Source organism: Sulfitobacter sp. HNIBRBA3233, from assembly GCF_040149665.1.
Lineage (GTDB): Bacteria > Pseudomonadota > Alphaproteobacteria > Rhodobacterales > Rhodobacteraceae > Sulfitobacter > Sulfitobacter marinivivus.
In genome coordinates this window covers 2,004,488-2,023,755 of record NZ_JBEFLP010000001.1, presented here as the reverse complement: position 1 = coordinate 2,023,755, position 19,268 = coordinate 2,004,488, and the positions used below count along the sequence as shown (strand labels likewise).

The 19,268-nt window shown below is 65.0% G+C and carries 21 protein-coding genes, 1 tRNA gene and 1 pseudogene; 17 read left to right on the top strand and 6 right to left on the bottom strand.

Translation table 11 applies throughout. The features are described 5' to 3' along the window. Positions 1-11 precede the first annotated feature (11 nt). The 8 genes from ABMC89_RS10000 to ABMC89_RS09965 all read left to right on the top strand — a co-directional run bounded on the left by ABMC89_RS10000 (position 12) and on the right by ABMC89_RS09965 (position 8,820). A complete protein-coding gene (locus tag ABMC89_RS10000) occupies positions 12-1,505 on the top strand; it encodes a malonate--CoA ligase (RefSeq protein ID WP_349567724.1) in 1,494 nt (497 codons plus the stop codon). Further along, entirely contained in the window at positions 1,502-2,776 is a 1,275-nt protein-coding gene (locus tag ABMC89_RS09995; protein WP_349567722.1) for a glycerate kinase type-2 family protein, read from the top strand. The genes ABMC89_RS10000 and ABMC89_RS09995 overlap by 4 nt, the downstream gene beginning before the upstream one ends. Continuing rightward, entirely contained in the window at positions 2,766-3,644 is an 879-nt protein-coding gene (locus ABMC89_RS09990) for a LysR family transcriptional regulator (protein ID WP_349567720.1), read from the top strand. Before ABMC89_RS09995 ends, ABMC89_RS09990 begins: the two co-directional genes overlap by 11 nt. 95 nt (positions 3,645-3,739) lie before the next feature. Further along, positions 3,740-4,561, top strand: a complete 822-nt coding sequence (locus ABMC89_RS09985; protein ID WP_349567718.1) for a putative hydro-lyase — start codon at positions 3,740-3,742, stop codon at positions 4,559-4,561. A 34-nt stretch (positions 4,562-4,595) separates the two neighbouring features. Further along, on the top strand, positions 4,596-5,627 hold the full coding sequence (locus ABMC89_RS09980) for a TRAP transporter substrate-binding protein (RefSeq protein WP_349567716.1): 1,032 nt from the start codon (positions 4,596-4,598) through the stop codon (positions 5,625-5,627). Between the two features lie 36 nt (positions 5,628-5,663). Continuing rightward, the gene (locus ABMC89_RS09975; RefSeq protein ID WP_349567714.1) at positions 5,664-6,212 is read left to right on the top strand and encodes a TRAP transporter small permease subunit; all 549 of its coding nucleotides are present in this window, start codon (positions 5,664-5,666) and stop codon (positions 6,210-6,212) included. Then, entirely contained in the window at positions 6,209-7,492 is a 1,284-nt protein-coding gene (locus tag ABMC89_RS09970) for a TRAP transporter large permease (protein ID WP_349567712.1), read from the top strand. The genes ABMC89_RS09975 and ABMC89_RS09970 overlap by 4 nt, the downstream gene beginning before the upstream one ends. Before the next feature lie 215 nt (positions 7,493-7,707). Next, positions 7,708-8,820, top strand: a complete 1,113-nt coding sequence (locus tag ABMC89_RS09965; RefSeq protein ID WP_349567710.1) for a zinc-binding dehydrogenase — start codon at positions 7,708-7,710, stop codon at positions 8,818-8,820. A gap of 453 nt (positions 8,821-9,273) precedes the next feature. On the opposite strand, the gene ABMC89_RS09960 is transcribed toward ABMC89_RS09965, so the two are convergent. Together ABMC89_RS09960 and ABMC89_RS09955 are read right to left on the bottom strand one after the other, a co-directional pair. Continuing rightward, positions 9,274-9,349 (bottom strand) — tRNA-Ala (locus tag ABMC89_RS09960). A gap of 105 nt (positions 9,350-9,454) precedes the next feature. After that, positions 9,455-9,790, bottom strand: a complete 336-nt coding sequence (locus ABMC89_RS09955; RefSeq protein ID WP_349567708.1) for a TIGR02300 family protein — start codon at positions 9,788-9,790, stop codon at positions 9,455-9,457. A gap of 109 nt (positions 9,791-9,899) precedes the next feature. On the opposite strand from ABMC89_RS09955, the gene ABMC89_RS09950 reads away from it, so the two are divergent. The 4 genes from ABMC89_RS09950 to ABMC89_RS09935 all read left to right on the top strand — a co-directional run bounded on the left by ABMC89_RS09950 (position 9,900) and on the right by ABMC89_RS09935 (position 12,357). Further along, on the top strand, positions 9,900-10,595 hold the full coding sequence (locus ABMC89_RS09950) for a M48 family metallopeptidase (protein ID WP_349567706.1): 696 nt from the start codon (positions 9,900-9,902) through the stop codon (positions 10,593-10,595). Between the two features lie 54 nt (positions 10,596-10,649). Further along, positions 10,650-10,991, top strand: coding sequence for a DUF3140 domain-containing protein (locus ABMC89_RS09945; RefSeq protein ID WP_349567704.1), 342 nt, complete (start codon positions 10,650-10,652; stop codon positions 10,989-10,991). Between the two features lie 72 nt (positions 10,992-11,063). Next, positions 11,064-11,714, top strand: a complete 651-nt coding sequence (locus ABMC89_RS09940; RefSeq protein WP_349567702.1) for a GntR family transcriptional regulator — start codon at positions 11,064-11,066, stop codon at positions 11,712-11,714. 193 nt (positions 11,715-11,907) lie between these two features. Further along, positions 11,908-12,357, top strand: a complete 450-nt coding sequence (locus ABMC89_RS09935; RefSeq protein WP_349567700.1) for a GNAT family N-acetyltransferase — start codon at positions 11,908-11,910, stop codon at positions 12,355-12,357. On the opposite strand, the gene ABMC89_RS09930 is transcribed toward ABMC89_RS09935, so the two are convergent. From ABMC89_RS09930 to ABMC89_RS09920, 3 genes are read right to left on the bottom strand one after another with little or no spacing between them, the layout of a single operon-like run. Next, positions 12,347-12,778, bottom strand: coding sequence for a phosphatase domain-containing putative toxin (locus tag ABMC89_RS09930; protein WP_349567698.1), 432 nt, complete (start codon positions 12,776-12,778; stop codon positions 12,347-12,349). The two genes, ABMC89_RS09935 and ABMC89_RS09930, sit on opposite strands and share 11 nt — an antisense overlap. A gap of 41 nt (positions 12,779-12,819) precedes the next feature. After that, positions 12,820-13,782, bottom strand: a complete 963-nt coding sequence (locus tag ABMC89_RS09925) for an acetyl-CoA carboxylase carboxyltransferase subunit alpha (protein WP_349567696.1) — start codon at positions 13,780-13,782, stop codon at positions 12,820-12,822. 59 nt (positions 13,783-13,841) lie between these two features. Next, positions 13,842-14,435, bottom strand: a complete 594-nt coding sequence (locus tag ABMC89_RS09920; RefSeq protein ID WP_349567694.1) for a LysE family translocator — start codon at positions 14,433-14,435, stop codon at positions 13,842-13,844. A 72-nt stretch (positions 14,436-14,507) separates the two neighbouring features. Here ABMC89_RS09920 and ABMC89_RS09915 point away from each other — a divergent pair. Next, a pseudogene (locus ABMC89_RS09915) lies at positions 14,508-14,960 on the top strand (Lrp/AsnC family transcriptional regulator). Between the two features lie 160 nt (positions 14,961-15,120). Next, positions 15,121-15,267, top strand: a complete 147-nt coding sequence (locus tag ABMC89_RS09910; RefSeq protein WP_349567692.1) for a hypothetical protein — start codon at positions 15,121-15,123, stop codon at positions 15,265-15,267. An 87-nt stretch (positions 15,268-15,354) separates the two neighbouring features. Here the strand turns inward: ABMC89_RS09910 and ABMC89_RS09905 are convergent, their stop codons facing one another. Beyond that, on the bottom strand, positions 15,355-16,311 hold the full coding sequence (locus ABMC89_RS09905; RefSeq protein ID WP_349567690.1) for an L-malyl-CoA/beta-methylmalyl-CoA lyase: 957 nt from the start codon (positions 16,309-16,311) through the stop codon (positions 15,355-15,357). 246 nt (positions 16,312-16,557) lie between these two features. Here ABMC89_RS09905 and dgcN point away from each other — a divergent pair, with 246 nt between their 5' ends. The 3 genes from dgcN to ABMC89_RS09890 all read left to right on the top strand — a co-directional run bounded on the left by dgcN (position 16,558) and on the right by ABMC89_RS09890 (position 19,261). Then, the gene (dgcN, locus tag ABMC89_RS09900; RefSeq protein ID WP_349567688.1) at positions 16,558-17,559 is read left to right on the top strand and encodes an N-acetyltransferase DgcN; all 1,002 of its coding nucleotides are present in this window, start codon (positions 16,558-16,560) and stop codon (positions 17,557-17,559) included. 114 nt (positions 17,560-17,673) lie between these two features. Further along, positions 17,674-18,639, top strand: coding sequence for an N-acetyl-D-Glu racemase DgcA (dgcA, locus tag ABMC89_RS09895; protein ID WP_349567686.1), 966 nt, complete (start codon positions 17,674-17,676; stop codon positions 18,637-18,639). A 1-nt stretch (position 18,640) separates the two neighbouring features. Then, positions 18,641-19,261 carry an exonuclease gene (locus ABMC89_RS09890; RefSeq protein ID WP_349567684.1) on the top strand — a complete coding sequence of 207 codons (621 nt, stop codon included), beginning with the start codon at positions 18,641-18,643 and terminating at the stop codon, positions 19,259-19,261. The last annotated feature ends 7 nt before the right edge of the window (positions 19,262-19,268 follow it).

Genomic DNA, 19,268 nt, shown 5'->3' with positions numbered 1-19,268 from the left:
GGAGTCCCGCCATGACCAACCCGCTATACGACACGCTGTTTGCCCCGCACGCGGGCCGGCAGACGCCGTTCCTTCACCTGCCGGATGGCGAGGTAATCACCCACGCGGCCTTTCTGCGCCGGGCGGCGCAGCTGGCGCACGCCCTTGCGGCATTCGGCGTGGCGACGGGCGACCGGGTGGCGGTACAGGTCGAAAAATGCCCCGACATGCTGGCGCTCTACGCCGCCTGTGCGCAATCGGGTGCGATCTTTCTGCCGCTCAATACTGCCTACACGGCGGCCGAACTCAGCTATTTCGTCGAGGACAGCGGCGCCGCCCTTCTGGTCGGCGATCCCGCGCGGCCCGATCTGGCGGATGTCGCGTCGAAAGCCGGTGCCGCTTTCGCGACGCTGTCGGGGGCCGGTGGCAGCCTCAGCGATATCGCGGACGATCAATCCGACAGCTACGAAACCGTCGAACGCGGGGCAGATGATCTCGCGGCTTTCCTTTATACGTCCGGTACGACCGGACGGTCCAAGGGCGCGATGCTGAGCCAGGGCAACCTGATTTCGAACGCCCAGACGCTGACCGATCTCTGGCGCTTCACCGCCGACGATGTGCTGTTGCACGCGCTGCCGATCTTTCACACCCACGGGCTGTTCGTGGCCAGCAACGTGATGCTGATCGCGGGCGGCGCGATGGTCTTCCTGCCCAAGCTCGACATCGATGCGCTGATCGACTGGATGCCGCGCGCCACCGCGATGATGGGCGTGCCGACCTTCTACACCCGTCTTCTGGACGATGACCGCTTCGACCGGGATCTGACCGCCAACATGCGGCTCTTCATTTCCGGCTCGGCCCCGCTGCTGGCCGAAACCCATCGCCAGTTCGAGGGGCGCACGGGCCACCGCATCCTTGAACGCTACGGGATGACCGAAACCAACATGAGCACCTCCAACCCATACGACGGCGACCGCCGCGCCGGCACCGTGGGCCTGCCGCTGCCCGATGTCGAACTCAGGGTCTGCGATGCGCAGGGCACCGAACTGCCCCAAGGCGAAACCGGCACGATCGAGGTGCGCGGCCCGAACGTCTTTTACGGCTACTGGAACATGCCCGAGAAAACCGCCGAGGAAATCCGCCCCGACGGGTTCTTCATCACCGGCGATCTCGGCGTGCAGGACGCGGACGGCTATGTCACCATCGTCGGGCGCGGCAAGGATCTGATCATCTCGGGCGGCTACAACGTCTACCCCAAGGAAATCGAACTGGTGCTCGACGAACAGCCCGGCGTGCTGGAAAGCGCGGTGATCGGTGTGCCCCACGCGGATCTGGGCGAGGTGCCTCTGGCCGTGCTGGTTCAGGCTCCGGGGGACCGCATCGATCTTGAGGCCGTGCAGGCCGCCGTGGCCGGTGCGCTCGCCCGCTTCAAACAGCCCCGCCACTACGAGATCGTCACCGAACTGCCCCGCAACACCATGGGCAAGGTGCAGAAGAACGCGCTGCGCGAGGTGTTCGGCGGATGACCGAGCGCGCGTTCCTGACCACGCTGTTCGAGGCCGCCGTGGCAGCGGCGGATGCACGCACCGCCCTGCGCCCGCACCTGCCGCCCAGACCGGCTGGGCGCACCGTGGTCGTGGGCGCGGGCAAGGGCGCGGCGCAACTGGCCGCCGCGTTCGAGGATCTGTGGGGCGCGCCGGTGGAAGGGGTTGTTGTCACGCGCTACGGCTACGCCTGCCCGACACGGCACATCCGCGTGATGGAAGCCGCGCATCCCGTCCCCGATGCCGCCGGTCTGGCAGCGACAGAGGCGCTTTTCGACGCCGTTGCGGGCCTCGGCCCCGACGATCTGGTCGTGGCGCTGGTCTGCGGAGGCGGCTCGGCCCTTTTGCCGGCCCCACCCGAGGGTCTGACGCTGGCGGATGAACGCGCGCTGAACGACGCGCTGCTGGCTTCGGGGGCGCCCATCGGCGTGATGAACGCGATCCGCAAACACGCGAGCATGATAAAGGGCGGGCGCCTGGCGGCGGCGGCGCATCCGGCGCGGGTGGTCAGCCTGATCGTGTCCGATGTGCCCGGCGACGATCCCGCGCAGGTGGCCTCCGGCCCCACCGTGCCCGATGCCGTAACGCTGGAAGGCGCCCGCGCCCTGATCGAAACGCGCGGCATCGCTCTGCCGCCCGCGCTGGTCGCGCATCTCGGCGCGGATGCCGCGCGTGCGCCACGGCCCGACGATCCGGTTTTTGCCCGCAACGAGGTCCGCATCATTGCCTCCGCGCGCCTGTCGCTTGAGGCGGCGGCCGCGCGCGCCGCACAGATGGGCGTGCCCGCCGTCATCCTGTCCGACGCGATCGAGGGCGAGGCCGACGTCATCGGCCAAATGCACGCCGCCATCGCCCGCGAAGTCGTCCGGCACAACCGCCCGTTCACAGCGCCGGTGGTGATTCTGTCGGGGGGCGAGACGACGGTGACGCTGCGCAACCGTGACGGACGCGGCGGGCGCAACACCGCCTTCCTTCTGTCGTTCGCGTTGGGAATCGAAGGGCAGCGGGGCATCTACGCGATGGCCGCCGACACCGACGGCATAGACGGATCGCAGGACAACGCCGGGGCCTTCGCCCACGGGGGCACGGCGGCGGCGATCCGTGCCGCGGGGCATGACCCCGCGCGCATGCTTGCCGACAACGATGCATGGGGCGCGTTCCATGCGGCGGACGCGCTGTTCGTGCCGGGGCCGACCGGCACAAATGTGAACGATTTCCGCGCGATTCTCATTGGCGCGCCAGATGACATTTGACCAGCTGCGCACGTTCTTTCTGGTCGCCCGTCTGGGCGGCTTTCGCCGCGCGGCAGAACGTCTGAACCTGTCACAGCCCGCGGTTTCCTCGCGCATCGCCACGCTGGAGGACGAATTGCGCGTGCCGCTGATCGAACGCGGACCGGGGCCGCTGGTGCTTACCAAACACGGAACGCTGCTCCTGGGCTATGCCGAACAGATGCTCTTCGTCGAGGAAGAGATAAAGCAGCGCGTCGCCAATCCGAGGGAAACCGAGGGCCTGTTCCGCGTGGGCGCCTCCGAGACGGTGGCCCAGTCGTGGCTGCCCGATTTCCTCAAGGCCTTTGCGGAAATCTATCCACGGGTGAACGTGGACCTGACGGTGGATATTTCGCTCAACCTGCGGTCGGCCCTGCTGGAGCGGCGGCTGGATCTCGCGTTCCTGATGGGGCCGGTGTCCGAATTCTCGGTCGAGAATGTGGCGCTGCCGCCGTTTGCACTGCACTGGTACCGCTCGGCCCAGAACCCGCAGACCGATCTGACCGCGATTCCGGTGATCTCCTACTCCAGCATGACACGGCCCTATCAGGAACTGATGTCGGAACTCGCGCGCAGGCTGGGGCCGGGCGTGCGGGTCTATACTTCTGCCTCCCTCTCGGCCAGCCTCAAGGTCATCGCGGCGGGCATCGCTGTCGGCCCGTACCCGCGCGCCCTCGCCGAGCCGATGCTGAAGGCCGGAGAGTTGATCGAGTTCGACCCCGGTTTCGTCCCCGAAGCGCTGGCCTTTACCGCCTCCTACCTGTCTGAACCGCGCAGTTTTCTGGTTCAGAACAGCGCGGGCATCGCGCAGCGGGTGGCGCAGGCATGGGACGCCGAGCACAGCAGATAGGCATTACTGAATTTTATCAGTGTTGATCAGAAATGATCATTTGATTGGATTGCATGGCCGTGTGATGCTTGAGCTACGTTGCGAGAGGTGCTGCCATGACCGTCCAGACCGTTCCCTACGCCGACCTCAAGGGGTTGTCCGCGCCCGACGTGCGCAGGGCGATCCGCGCGGGTCATTATGCGGGCCATACCGCCGGGCTGGCACCGGGCAAGTTGCAGTGCAACCTTGCAATCCTGCCCGAACGCTATGCGCTGGATTTCCTGCGCTTCTGCCAGCGGAACCCGAAACCCTGTCCTGTCGTCGGCGTGTCCGACACCGGCGATCCGATGCTTCCCACATTGGGAGAGGATATCGACATCCGCCATGACGTGCCGCGCTACCGCGTCTTCCGCGAGGGCGAAATGACGGATGAGGTGACGGATATCGCCGACATCTGGTCGGACGATTTGGTGACCGTGGCGCTGGGGTGTTCCTTCACCTTCGAGAACGCACTGGTGCGAAACGGCATCCCCGTCCGCCACCTCGAAGCGGGGCGCAACGTGCCGATGTACAAATCCAATATCGATCTGATGCCCGCCGGCCCCTTCGGCGGCAAGATGGTCATCACCATGCGTCCCATCGCCGAAGGGCGGGTCGCCGATGCCTACCGGATCAGCGCGCAGTACCCGCAGGCCCACGGTGCGCCCATCGGGCAGGGCGATCCGGCGGACATCGGGATATCCGACATCGACTCCCCGGAATGGGGCGAGCCCGTAGAGATCCGGGAGGGCGAGCGCCCGGTCTACTGGGCCTGCGGCGTGACCCCGCAGAACGTGCTGTTGCAGGCGAAACTGCCCTTGGTCATTACCCATTCCCCCGGACATATGCTGATCGCCGACGTGGCCGAAGACGCCGAGACGACGATCTACAGACCCTAATTCACCAAAAAAAGATCCAACAAGGAGACACCAAATGAAAAAGACACTTTCTCTGCTTGCCGCCACGACGGCCCTTGCCACACCGATCAGCGCGGAAACGCTTTCGGTCGTAGGCTCTTGGTCCAGCCTGCCGCTGCATAACCAGTACGAAGCCCCTTTCTGGTCCGAAACCCTGCCAGCCGCGTCGGATGGCAAGATCGAGGTCGAACTGACGACCCACAACCAGATGAGCCTTGGTCTCGGCGATATCTATCCGCTGCTGGGGCAGGGGGTCTATGACGTGGCGATGACCGTGGCCGACTACGCCGTGGCCGATGCGCCCGAACTCGAAGGGCTGGACGTGCCGCTGCTGGCGCTGACCGCAGACGAGGCGCGCGCGATGGTCGATGCCGCACGGCCCATGGTCACCGACATCTACCATGACCGTTTCAACAGCCACGTTCTGGCGATCGCGCCCTATCCGCCGCAGGTCGTCTTCTGCAATCACGAGGTCGAGACGCTTGCCGATCTCGAAGGTCTCAAGGTCCGCGCATCGGGCCGGATGACCGCGAAACTGCTCGAAGCGCTGGGCGCCGAGGGCGTCAACGTCAGCTTCGCCGAAGTGCCGGGCGCGTTGCAGAACGGCGTTGTCGACTGCGCTGTGACCGGTGCCGGTTCGGGCTATTCCGCAGGCTGGTGGGAAGTGTCCACGCACCTGATGCCGATCCCTCTGGGCGGCTGGGACAGCGTCGTGACAGCGATGAACCTCGACAAGTGGAACAGCCTCGACGCGCAAACGCAGGAACTGATCCAGAGCGAGATCAAGGCGAATTTCGAAGATCCCGCGTGGGACAGCGCGCAGGACGCATTGGTCAATGATATCGCCTGCCTGACCGGCAACGGTGAATGCCCCGCCGGCGAGGCGCGCAGCATGACCCTCGTGGAAGTGTCGGACGAGGATTTCGCCCGTGCTCAGGAAATCCTGAAAAGCGAAGTTCTGCCGGAATGGGCCGAGCGCGCGGGCGGTGACTGGGCACAGCGCTGGAACGACAGCGTCGGTCAGGTTGTCGGTGTGACAATCGAATAAGGCGGCCAACACGGCAAATCCAACAGGGGGCGTGCGATGGAACTGCGACTGATTGATTTCCTGAGGCGACTGAACAGGGGCGTGGCGCTCGTGGTCGGTTTCGGCTTGCTGCTCTGCGCGGCCTTCGTGCTTGCGGATATCCTGATGCGCCGGTTCGGCACGTCCCTTGGTGGCACCGAAGAGATCGCGGGCTATGCCATGGCGCTCGCGACCTCTTGGGGTATGTCCTACGCCCTTGTCGAACTGGGGCATGTGCGGATCGACCTGCTGCGCACCCGCGCGGGCAGCTTCGGCCGCGCACTGTTCGACGTCTTCTCGATGGTCGTGATGTCGGGCGTGATCGTGTTGATCGCGATCAAGTCCTGGCCGGTTGTCGCGCGCTCCGTCACCATGGGATCGCGCGCCAATACCCCGCTCGAGACGCCGCTGGCCTGGGTGCAGGTGCCGTGGTTCGCGGGCTGGGTCTGGTTCGCACTCATGTGCTGCTTGGTGACCTTCGCGGCCCTCAGCCTTCTGCTGAAGGGCCGCCACGCGGAAACCGAAAGCTTTGCCGGCGCCTTCGCCGAACAGGAGACGCTGCAATGATCCTCTATGTCTCTGTCGGCCTTCTGGGGCTTCTGGCGCTCTCCATTCCGGTGGGGATCGTTCTGTTTCTGCTGGGCTTCGGGATCGACGCGTTCTTTTCCAGCTTTCCGCTGACACGGGGGCTGGGCAACATGGTGTGGTCCTCCTCCAACTCGGCCACGCTGATCGCGATTCCCTTCTTTGTCCTGCTGGGCGAGATCCTCGTGCGCTCCGGTGTGGCCACGCGCACCTACGCCGCGCTGGACCGCTGGGTCAGCTGGCTGCCCGGCGGGCTGGTCCACGCCAACGTGGCGACGGCGACGATGTTTTCGGCCACCTCCGGGTCGTCGGTCGCGACCGCCGCCACCGTGGCGACCGTTGCCATGCCGCAGGCCGAAAAACTGGGCTATGACCCCAAGCTCTTCTCCGGCGCCATCGCGGCAGGCGGCACGCTGGGCATCATGATCCCGCCGTCGATCAACCTGATCGTCTACGGCTTTCTCACGCAGTCCTCCATTCCGCAGCTGTTCCTTGCCGGTCTTGTGCCGGGCATCCTGCTGGCGCTCGCCTTCATGGCCGTCACCGCGATCCTGTGCATCATCTGGCCGCATCTGGGGGGCCAGCGCCGCACCTTCCCCTTCGGGCAGATGTTGCGCGCGCTGGTCGATCTGGTGCCGATCCTGATCCTGTTCGGCCTGATCGTCGGCTCGATCTATCAGGGCTGGGCCACCCCGACCGAGGCCGCCGCCGTCGGCGTCGCGGGGGCGTTGATCATCGCGCTGGCCTTCGGGGGCGTCTCGGTGGACATGATGATGCAAAGCCTGACGGGCACGGTAAAGATCACCGCCATGATCATGCTGATCGTCATCGGCGCATCCTTTTTGAACTTCACGCTCGCCTCCGCCGGACTGGGCCGCGAACTGACCAGCTTCATGGAGGGGCTCGGCCTGACGCCGCTCTGGACCATCATGGTCGTGGTGGTGCTCTACATCGTTTTGGGTTTCTTCATCGAGACGCTGTCGCTGATGGTTGTCACCATCCCGATCATCGTGCCGCTGGTGGTGGCGCAGGGCTATGACACGATCTGGTTCGGGATCCTGATGATCGTTCTGATCGAAATGGCGCTGATCACGCCGCCGGTGGGATTGAACCTCTACGTTGTGCAGGGCGCGCGTAAATCCGGCAGCCTGAACGAGGTGATGCTGGGCGCGCTGCCCTACTGCCTGACGATGCTGGCCATGGCCTTTGCGCTGATCGCCTTTCCGGGCATCGCGCTGTGGTTGCCGAACTTCCTGCAATAGGCGGGCAGGACCCGTCCGCGTGGCGCGGTCCGTGCGCCACGCAGGCGGACGGACCCTGATGAGTTAGCGGTTGCGCCCCGGTAGCGGGCTATGGTCAGGTGGGCCTCTGCTGTCCGGCTGCCATGCATCGCGGGTGTCCGGGCATTTTCGACACATCCTGTCGGAGCGTCGAACCGATGCCCTCCGACCGGAAAACCCAGTTTGGAGAGCCCAAGATGAGCACCACCGGCAAGCAACTGTTCACCACCCTCGAAAGCGATGGCACACTCACGGTCGCGATCGAGGATGTGACCTTTCCCGATCCCACAGGCAATCAGGTTCTGGTGAAGATGGAGGCGGCGCCAATCAACCCGTCCGACCTTGCCATTCTTGCCGGCGCGGCCGATCTGGAAAACGCCGACTATTCGCCCGGCAAATACGTGGCGACCATGCCCGAGCCGTTCAATTCAGGGTCCAAGGCACGACACGGCCTGAAACTGCCTGCCGGAAACGAAGGCGCGGGAACGGTTGTCGCCACCGGTGACAGCGACGCCGCCAAGGCGCTGATGGGCCAGCGCGTGGCCTGCGTGCCCGGCAATGCCTACAGCCAGTATTGCATGGCCGAGGCTGCTATGTGCCTGCCTCTGGGCGATCACTCGGCCGAGGACGGCGCAAGCGCCTTCGTCAACCCGATGACCGCGCTGGGCTTTGCGGAGAACGCCAAAAGCGACGGGCAGGACGCCATCCTGCACACCGTCGGCGCGTCGAACCTTGGCCAGATGCTGACGCGCATCTGCAAGGAGGACGGCCTTGGTCTGGTCAATATCGTGCGCAAGGACGATCAGGTCGATCTGCTCAGGAAGCTCGGCTCGACCCATGTGGTCAATTCATCGGATGACGATTTCGCGCAGCAACTGCGGTCGGCGATCGACGACACCGATGCCTTCTACGGCTTTGATCCGATCGGCGGCGGGAAGACTGTCGACAGCGTGTTCAAGGCGATGGAACAGGTCGCGGTCACCAAGATGACCGAATACTCGCGCTATGGCTCCAACCAGCCAAAGCGCATGTTCATCTACGGACGTCTGGACACCGGTCCGACGATCCTGTCGCCGAGCTATGGCTTCGGTTGGACGCTCTCCGGGTGGCTGCTGTTCCCGTTCCTGCAAGCGGCCGGTGCGGAAACCGTGGGCCGGATGCGCAAGCGCGTGCTCGAGAACCTGACCACGACCTTCGCGAGCCACTACAAGAAGCGCGTCAATCTCGAAGAGATGCTGACCAAGGAGGCGGTGACCGACTACCGCGCGATGAAGACCGGCGAGAAGTACCTCGTCACCCCTTGGAGCTAAACGGCGCATTCTAGCCGGCATAACGATAACGTCTGGGAAGGGCGGGGGCAGGCGCTATGCCGGAGCCCCCGCCCTAGCACCACGCGCGGCGGCAAGCGATCGCTGGGGCCGCCGTGTCGCGCGCAGGCGTCCGCCTAGTGGGCGGGGTGAAGCACAGCCGACGCGCGTCGGTCAGCGTATGAAAGTTACTGTTTTTGTTGGGAACCGTTTGTCCCTCTCGTGATCTTCGCTGCGCGAAGACACTGTCGGGACGACGGGCTTTTCGCTTTGCGAAAAACCCTTGGTGGAGCATAGCGGGATCGAACCGCTGACCCAGCGTGGCGGCACAGCCGACGCGCGTCGGTCAGCGTGTGAAAGTCACTGGTTTTGTTGGGAAACGTTTGTCCCTCTCGTGATCTTCGCTGTGCGAAGACACTGTCGGGACGACGGGCTTTTCGCTTTGCGAAAAACCCTTGGTGGAGCATAGCGGGATCGAACCGCTGACCTCCTGCATGCCATGCAGGCGCTCTCCCAGCTGAGCTAATGCCCCGTTCCGGCGTAGGCCGAAGGGTTGCCCCCGAAAGGGCCGGTGCGCCGTGATCTAAGCGCTCGGCGGGGCGGGATCAAGCGAAAAAACGCACCCCGCCCGACCAAATCAGCTATCGTCGTCGTCAGACGCCACGTCCGCGATTTCTTCGAGCGGAACTGTATCGTCGTCGTCTTCGTCGTCGTCCAGAAGATCGTCGTCCAGATCGACATCGACATCGTCGTCATCAACCAGATCTTCATCGTCGTCCGTCTTGCCTTCGGCTTTCTTGGCTTTGGCCGTTACGGCATCCTCGGCGTCGGCTGCGATCATGCGGGATTTCGACTGGTCCACTTCGACCACTTCGCCCGTGTAGGGGCTGATGACCGGGTCGGCGTTCAGGTCGTAGAAACGCTTGCCCGTGGTGGGGCACAGGCGCTTGGTTCCCCATTCTTCTTTGGGCATGAATTTCCCCTCTTAAACTGGTGCTCGTGTCTAGATGATTCAGCGCAATTGCCATATGCAGGGGGTGCTGTCCACCCCTCACGCCGTGAGGCCCCGGCGATAGGTAGCAATGTCCGACCAATATCAGCTTGGCAATCCGCCGATTCCCCTGATCCTGCGCCGCTCCGGGCAGGCCCGCCGCATCAGCCTGCGGATCTCGCAACTGGACGGGCGGGTGACATTGACGCTGCCCAAACGCCTGCCCGTGGACGAGGCGCTGGATTTCGCGCGCACCAAGGAAGACTGGATTCGCAAGCATCTCGACGCGCGCGGCGACGACATCGCGGTCGGCCACGGGGCCGAGATCCCTCTGGGCGGGCGGCTGATCCCCGTGCGCGCGGGCAGCGGCAGGCGGGTCGAGATTTCGGCATCTGCCGTGCATGTGCCGGGCGATGCGGCCCGCGTCGGCCCGCGTCTGATGGCGCATCTCAAGGAGCTTGCCCGCGACCGCCTTGCGGGGGCCTGCGACGATTACGCGGCACGGCTCGGGCGGCCCTACGCGCGGCTCAGCCTGCGCGACACCCGGTCGCGCTGGGGCTCGTGCACCTCGGACGGGGGGCTGATGTTCTCGTGGCGGCTGATCATGGCCCCCGCCGAGGTGCTGGATTACGTCGCCGCCCATGAGGTGGCGCATCTGGCCGAAATGAACCATTCGCCCGCCTTCTGGGCGCAGGTCGAGGCGATCTATGGCGACTACCGCGCGCCGCGCCGCTGGCTGCGCGAGAATGGCAGCGGGCTGCACCGGTACAAATTCGCGGCGAACTGATCCGCAATCCCGCGCGTTCCCTTCCAGACCGTAACAGCTGCAAGGAACAGGACCATGTCATCATCCAAATCCCGCGATGAAATCTGGGACGAATGGCGCGATCTGGTGAACATGGCCCCGCAGGAACTCGACGACTGGCTGGACACGGAAGAGTCCAGATCCGTGGGTGACAGCGACACCGGCGAATCGACGGGCCATAAATCGGGCCGTCGCATCGTGAAGATCAAGCGCACCAACAAGGACGATCTGGCGGACGACCAGTGGGACCATATGGCGACGGTCGTAGGCTACATCAAACGGCATCTGTCGCAGGGTGGCCCCGACGAGGGCGTCGAGACGTCGGACTGGCGCTATTCGCTGATGAACTGGGGGCACGATCCGCTGAAGGACGGCTGAGGCGCGCGCTATGCAGTGGGCTTGCGTGTCGTCACGCTTGACCGTCGGGGCGTTTGTGATCACAACCGGTGCATGAGCATCGCACCGCGCCCCATAGACCCCACGCCACTGGCGCACGACCGCGTGTTCCGTCAGCTCAGAACGCGGATCATGCACGGCAACATGGCGCCCGGACAGCCGCTGACCCTGCGCGGGATCGGGAAGGAATTCGAGGTGTCGATGACCCCCGCCCGCGAAGCGGTGCGCAGGCTGGTGGCCGAGGGCGCGCTGACCATGTCGAACTCGGGCCGCATCTCGACCCCGGAACTCAGCGGCGAACGGATCGAGGAGCTGGCCGCGCTGCGCGCCCTGCTGGAGGTCGAGCTGGCCTCCCGTGCGCTGCCGCGTGCGCATCTGGCGCTGATCGAGCGGTTGCAGAACATCAACGCCAAGGTGGCCGAGGCCGTGTCCCAGCGCGATGCTGTGAGCTATATCCGCACGAACCTCGAATTCCACCGCACCCTCTACCTGCGTGCGCAGGCGCCCGCGATGCTGGCGATGGCCGAAACCGTCTGGCTGCAGATGGGGCCGACGATGCGCGCGCTCTACGGGCGGCTGCGGCGCACGGAGCCGCCACAGTTCCACCGTCTGATCATCTCGGCGCTGAAGGCGGGGGATGAGCCGGGCTTGCGGCTGGCGGTCCGGTCGGATGTGACGCAAGGCTTGCGGATGCTGGCCAGCTGACACCGCGATTGACCGGTTTGTCCGCCTGTGACAGCTTTGCGGGCATGAACGCGTCCGTGCCCCTTCGCCACTCCCGTTATTACGCCCGCTGAAACGCGCGCGGACGATCCCTTCTTTTTGACGTCATCGTACCGCCATCGGGGCGGTTTTGGTGTTCGCCCCCCTGGCGGCCCCCCTTCCGGAGCCCCGATCCATGCTTCCCCTCAGAATTGACGCGGTCAGGCCGCAGGATATCGACCCCCTTCTTGAAATGGTCCGCGCGCTTGCACGACACCACGGGGACGCCGCACAGATCACCCGCGCGGCGCTGGAGCGTGATGTGCTCGGGCCTGCGCCATGGCTGCGGGTGCTTCTGGCGCGTTACGACAGCGTGGTCGGCTACGCCGCACTGGTCCCGCTGGCGCAGCTTCAGTTCGGTGTGCGCGGGATGGACATGCACCATCTTTACGTCGTGCCGCAGGCGCGGGGACAGGGCGTCGCCCGCGCCCTGATCGACGCTTCGGTCGCGCTGGCACGGGAGGCCGGCTGCCGATACATGACAGTCGGCACCCATCCCGGCAACGCACCGGCGGCAGCGGTCTACCGCGCCATGGGCTTTGACGATCTGCCGCCGCCCGGGCCGCGTTTCCGGATCAGGTGGTAGGGATCATGGCGTGGATGAACGCGGCCTGCTCTGCGGTGTCCGGCACCGTTACGCCGCGCGCCGCGCTGACGGTTGCGATCGCGTCCTCCGCGCCCCTGCCGAACCGCCCCAGAACGCCCGCGCAGACCATGCCGGTGCGCCCGATAGAGGCGCGGCAATGCACCGCCACGCTTTCGCCCGCGCGCAGCCGCGCGGCCAGATCGTCAACCAGACGATTGAAGGAGGCCGCCTCGGGCAAGGCCATGTCGGGGATCGGATGGTTCAGAAACCGCAGGCCCGCCCGGTCGCACAGCAGCGCCTCGTCCTGCAGGCCCAGTGCCGCTGCCTCGTGGCGTTCCAGCAGGGACACAACCGTGTCGATGCCCGCCGCGCGGATGCGGTCCAGATCGGCGCGCGGATTGTCCTGCGCCGGGCGCGCCACAAGATACAGCGCACCAGGCGCCTGCGTCAGCAGCGGACGGATCAGGCGGCCAGCCCCCGGTCGCCCATATCGAGGTATTTCTCGCGCCGGTCCTTGATCAGCGCCTTGGCGTCCTTCCCGTCGAGCGATTTCAGCATCTCGACGAGCGCTTCCTTGACGGCGGCAATCGCGGCCTTTGGGTCGCGGTGCGCGCCGCCCTTCGGTTCGGGGATGATCCGGTCATTGACGCCCAGTTGCTTGAGGTCCTGCGCGGTCAGGCGCAGCGCCTCGGCGGCTTCGCGCATCTTGTCGGAGTCCTTCCACAGGATCGACGCGCAGCCCTCGGGCGAGATCACCGAATAGACCGAGTGTTCCAGCATCGCGACACGGTTCGCGGTGGCAAAGGCAACGGCCCCGCCCGATCCGCCTTCGCCGATGACGACGCTGACCAGCGGTACACCGATCTGCAGGCATTTTTCGGTGGCGCGGGCGATCGCCTCGGACTGGCCGCGCTCTTCGGCGCCCTTGCCGGGATAGGCGCCGGGTGTGTCCACCAGCGTGATGACCGGAAGGCCGAACCGGTGTGCCAGATCCATCAGCCGCACGGCCTTGCGATAGCCTTCGGGCCGCGCCATGCCGAAATTCCGCTCGATCCGGGATTTGGTGTCGTTGCCCTTTTCGTGGCCGATCACGACGACCGGACGGTCGTTGAACCGCGCGAGCCCGCCCATCACGGCCTCGTCGTTGGCGAAATTGCGGTCGCCGTAGAGCGGCGTATATTCGGTGAACAGCGCCTCGATGTAGTCTTTGCAATGGGGCCGTTCGGGATGCCGCGCGACCTGACACTTACGCCACGGGGTAAGGTTCTTGTAAAGATCGTCGAGCATCTTGGCCGCCTTGGCATCAAGGGCCTTGGCTTCGGAAGACACGTCCGTCTCGGGATCGCGTTTGGCCATGGCGCGCAGTTCTTCCGCCTTGCCCTCGATCTCGGCCAGAGGTTTTTCGAAATCCATATACTGTGTCATTGGACGCTCCGCGCTGCCTGATTGCATGTGTATATGGCCTGCCCGCGCAGGCAATGCAATCAGAGCCCGAGGACCGGATAGAGAGAGACGATCAAAAGGACCGCCATCGTCCAGTTGAAGACGCGCAGGCGCACGGGGTTGGTCAGGACACGCTGCAACTGCTGGCCGGCCACCGTCCAGATCGTGACCGATGGCAGATTGACCAGCGCGAACAGGATCGCGGCGACAGCCAGCAGCCCCAGTCCGGTGTCGCCCACGTAGACCGTGATCGCCGTGAGCGCCATGGCCCAGGCCTTGGGGTTGACCCACTGGAAGGCGGCAGCCTGAAGGAAGGTCATCGGGCGCCCCCCGTCCTCGCGTTTGCGCACGGGTGCTGCATGGGCGATCTTCCACGCCAGAAACAGCATGTAGAGCACGCTCGCGATCTTGAGGATCGTATAGATCACCGGAAAGCGGTCGAAGATCTGCACCAGCCCGGCGCCCACCAGCACCACCATGACGGCAAACCCCACCGAGATGCCCAGCATATGCGGGATCGTGCGCAGGAAGCCGAAATTCGCCCCCGATGCCATCAGCATCAGGTTGTTGGGCCCCGGCGTGGCAGAGCTGACAAAGGCAAAGATCGCCAGCGCGGTGAGTGTTTCGACTGTCATGGCGCAATGATCGGTTGATCCTTGCGGCATGAAATTGCAGAATTTGATGAAAACTCTGAAAGTGTGCAATTTATGGCCGATATAGACGCCAAATCCGAAGAGATATTGCGCGTCCTCGCGCGGGACGGCCGGATCAGCAATCTGGATCTGGCCGAACGGGTGGGCCTGTCGCCCTCGGCCAGCCTGCGGCGGGTTCAGGATCTTGAACGTCGTGGCGTGATCAAGGGTTACCGCGCGGTGCTCGACCGCAACCAGCGCGGGCTCGGCTTTGTGGCCTATGTCGGCGTCGGGCTGCGCGACCATTCGAAAGCGGCGCAAGAGGCATTCGAGCGGGCCATCGGCCGTGCGCCCGAAGTCGTGGAGTGCCACAACATCACCGGCACCATCGAATATCTGTAGCGGATCGAATGTGCCGACCTTGCCAGCTACAAGAGATTCCATACCGACCGGCTGGGCGCGGTGCCCCAGGTGTCGTCGATCGTGTCCTATGTGGTGATGGGGTCCTCCAAGGACGAAAGGGGCTGATCGTTTCCCCTCTGGCAACAGAACCTGAATTATGGCGTAATCAAGGCTGATGCGGCGCAGGAAACACACTGTTTACCCTGTTTTATTTGCTTAGCCCCGCGCGGTGCCGCAGGCTGTGCAAACGGAATGTGGCGGCATTGTGTCGAAAAAGGGGTCCGATATGGTCATGATCAACTATCTGCTGGCGGGGCTGGTCGGAACGATGGTTGCGCTCAGCTTTTTCATGGCCAAAGTAGACATGTCTTCGCAGGCGGATCCCGTGCCCGGGGCGGGATGGCATGCGCACCAACGGAATTTTGTGATGTAGACGATGCGCGGTGTTCATTAGCGCAACAGAATTTTCATCCTGTGTACGGCCCGCCCTTGGTCAGGCGGGCCGTTTCACGTTTGCGGATCAGGCGGTGATCATCTCGTGCTGGCGCACGATGACCTCGGCCTGCTTGATCGACGCGATATCGACGAGCCGTCCCTTGTAGACAGTCGCGCCTTCGCCGTTGCGCTTCGCGGTTTCCATCGCTTCGAGAATTTCGCGGGCTTCCGCCACGGCTTCGTCGGAGGGGGTGAAGACCTCGTTGCTGATCGCGATCTGCTTGGGGTGGATCGCCCATTTGCCCACCATGCCCAGCGTGGCGGAGCGGCGCGCCTGCGCGCGGCAGCCCTCGTCGTCCGAAAAATCGCCGAAAGGCCCGTCGACCGGCAGGATGCCGTGCGTCCGGCAGGCGGCGACAATCGCGGTCTGCGCCCAGTGCCACGGATCGGACCAGTATTTCGCACCCTCGTGCAGCATATAGTAGTTTTCCTGCGTCCCGCCGATGCCGGTGGTCTGCATGCCCATCGAGGCCGCGAAATCGGCAGCGCCGAGGCTCATCGCCTCCAGACGGGGAGAGGAGGCGGCGATCTCCTCGACGTGGGCGATGCCCGCAGCGCTTTCGATGATGACTTCCAGCGCGATCCGCTTGCTGCGTCCCTTGGCCGCCTCGATCGCCGTGACCAGCGCGTCCACGGCATAGACATCTGCCGCGCAGCCCACTTTCGGGATCATGATCATATCCAGCCGCTCCGACGCCTGTTCGAGCAGGTCGACGACATCGCGGTACCAGTAAGGCGTGTCCAGGCTGTTGATGCGGACCGACAGCGTCTTCTTGCCCCAGTCGACGGTATTGATCGCCTCGATCACGTTGGCGCGGGCGAGGTCCTTGTCGTTGGGTCCGACCGAATCCTCCAGATCAAGGTTGATCACGTCAGCCGCCGAAGCCGCCATTTTCTCGAAGAGTTTCTTGTTCGATCCCGGGCCGAACAACTGGCAGCGGTTCGGACGGGCAGGCGGCGTAGGCTGAATGCGAAAGCTCATGGGGTGCGATCCTTTGCGGGACATAATGTTTCGATTATTTGCCCCTGCGGATTATAAAATTGCGCTGCATGCTGCAAGCCGGTTTTGCAGGTGCAGCATGACAGCTCGCGCACAAATTATGCACAGATCGACGCCGTTGCGCAGGTTTCTTGCAACCAGTCTGCCTGTGGCGCGGGATATGCGATTGAATTGCGTGCAACATCGCGCAATCTGCGCGCGACTGAAATACGCGCGGAGATTCGGACCATGATCAAGACACCCTATTTGCTCTTCCTCGGCGATGCGCCGGACCAGCTTGCCGCGAAAGTCGCGCAGGGGATCAAGGACTGGCGCCCCGACAACGCCGTCGGCCAGTTCCGGATGGAGGGCTGCAAGGCCGACGTCGGCCTGACCGACATGACCCTCGCCGAGGCATGGGACGCCGGTGCCAAGACGCTGGTGATCGGCGTGGCGAACCGCGGCGGCATGATCTCGGCGGCGTGGAAATCCGTCCTGATCGAGGCGGTCGAGATGGGATTCGACGTGGCCTCGGGGCTGCACAACCTGTTGCGCGACGAGGCCGATCTGGCCGCGGCGGCGGCGGCCAACGGGCGGACGCTGCACGATGTGCGCATCCCGTCGGTAAAATACCCCATCGCCAACGGCGTGAAGCGCAGCGGCAAGCGGGTGCTGGCCGTGGGCACAGATTGTTCGGTGGGCAAGATGTATACGGCGCTGGCGCTGGACGCCGCGATGAAGGAGCGCGGCCTCAAGTCGAGCTTTCGCGCGACCGGCCAGACCGGCATCCTGATCACCGGCGAGGGCGTGCCGCTGGATGCGGTGATCGCGGATTTCATGGCCGGTTCGATCGAATACCTTACGCCCGACAACGACGACGACCACTGGGACATCATCGAGGGGCAGGGATCGCTGTTTCACGTCAGCTATTCGGGGGTGACGCTGGCGCTGATCCACGGCGGGCAGCCCGATGCGCTGATCCTGTGCCATGAGCCCACGCGCAGCCATATGCGGGGTCTGCCCGATTATACCCCTCCGAGCCTCGAGGCGGTGCGCGATGTGGCGCTGACGCTGGCGCGGGTGGCGAACCCCGCCTGCGAGGTCGTGGGCGTTTCGGTCAATACCCAGCACATGAGCGATGCGGATGCGCGCGCCTATCTTGCCAAGGTCGAGGAAGAAATGGGCCTGCCCGCGGTGGATCCGTTCCGCCACGGGGCCGAGCGTCTGGCGGAGGCGTTGGAAGCGCTTTGATCTGTCGCGCCCGTGGAGGGTGCGGGATCGAGTTTAAGGGCAAAATAGAGAAGCCCCGACGCCGGTGCGCCTGACCTCGGCGGACCGGTGATCGGGGCGGCGAAGGAGAAAGTGATGCGGATCGAAGTCACCCGTGACGTGTTCAAGCTGGCGCAGGTGTTCACCATCTCGCGCGGATCGCGCAGCGAGGCGAAGGTGCTGACAGTGCGCATCAGCGATGGCACGGCAAGCGGTTGGGGCGAATGCGTGCCCTACGCGCGCTACGACGAGACGCTGGAGAGTGTGACCGCCGAGATCGAGAGCCTGCCGTCGGATCTGGACCGTGCCGCGCTCTATGACCTGTTGTCAGCGGGGGCGGCGCGCAACGCCGTCGATTGCGCGCTGTGGGATCTGGAGGCCAAGCGCGCGGGCAAGCGGGTCTGGGACCTGGCCGGGCTGGACGCGCCGGGGCCGGAGGTGACAGCCTATACGCTGTCTCTGGATACGCCGGATGCGATGCGTGCGCAGGCCGCGAAACACAGCCATCGGCCGCTGTTGAAGATCAAGCTGGGCACCCCCGACGACATGCCGCGTCTCGAGGCCGTGCGCGCGGGCGCACCGCAAAGCACCATCATCGTCGACGCGAACGAGGGGTGGAGCGCCGATGTCTATGCCGACCTTGCGCCGCACCTTGTGCGCCTGGGGGTTGCGCTGGTCGAACAGCCGCTGCCTGCGGGGGAGGATGATGCGCTGCTGGGCATCGAGCGTCCGGTGCCTGTCTGCGCCGACGAAAGCTGCCACGACCGCAACAGTCTTGCCGGGCTGAAGGGCAAGTATGATGTGGTCAACATCAAGCTCGACAAGACGGGGGGCCTGACCGAGGCGCTGGCCTTGCGAAAGGCGGCGCTGGCCGAGGGATATGACGTGATGGTCGGCTGCATGGTCGGGTCGTCGCTGGCGATGGCACCCGCGACACTGGTCGCGCAGGGCGCGAAAGTCGTTGACCTGGACGGTCCGCTGTTGCTGGCCGAGGACCGCGACCCGCCGCTGGTGTTCGACGGCGACGGTGTGCATCCGCCGGTTGCGGCGCTTTGGGGGTGAGATGGATTTCGTCACGGTCTATGACTGCGAATTCCTGACGGCACCCGGTGCGCCGGCGCGATTCTGGTGCGGGCCGGACGATCCCGACCCGCTGTGCGTGCAGATCGGCGCCGTCCACCTGTCGCTCGGCGCGCCCTTCGCGGTTTCGGACCCCGTGGGCTGGTATGTGTCGCCCCGCGACCGCGACGGGCAGATCGCGCCGGTCGACCCGCTGCTGACGCGGCTCTGCGGGATCACCGATGCGCAGTTGCAGGCCGAGGGGCTGGCGCTGGCCGACGCCCTTGCCGCCCTGTCGGATTTCGCGCGCGGCAGCCTTTTGCTCGGCTGGGGCAAGGACGAGCTTCTGACCTTTGCGCCCTCGCTGTTCGTGCAGGGGCTCACCAGCCCGATCCCCGCGGCGCAGTTTCGCAACGCGCCGCCGCTTCTGGTTACGGCGGGCGAGGATCTGGAGACGGTGCACCGCTTGCGCAGCAATACGATCTGTGGCCATTTCGGGCTCGACGCGCCGGGCCCTGCCCATGACGCGCGCGCCGATGCGGCGGCTGTGGCCACCGCGCTGAGCCACCTTTTGAACACCGGCAGGCTGAGCGCCGCCGATATCACCGGGCTGGCCCCGACATGACGAAAAG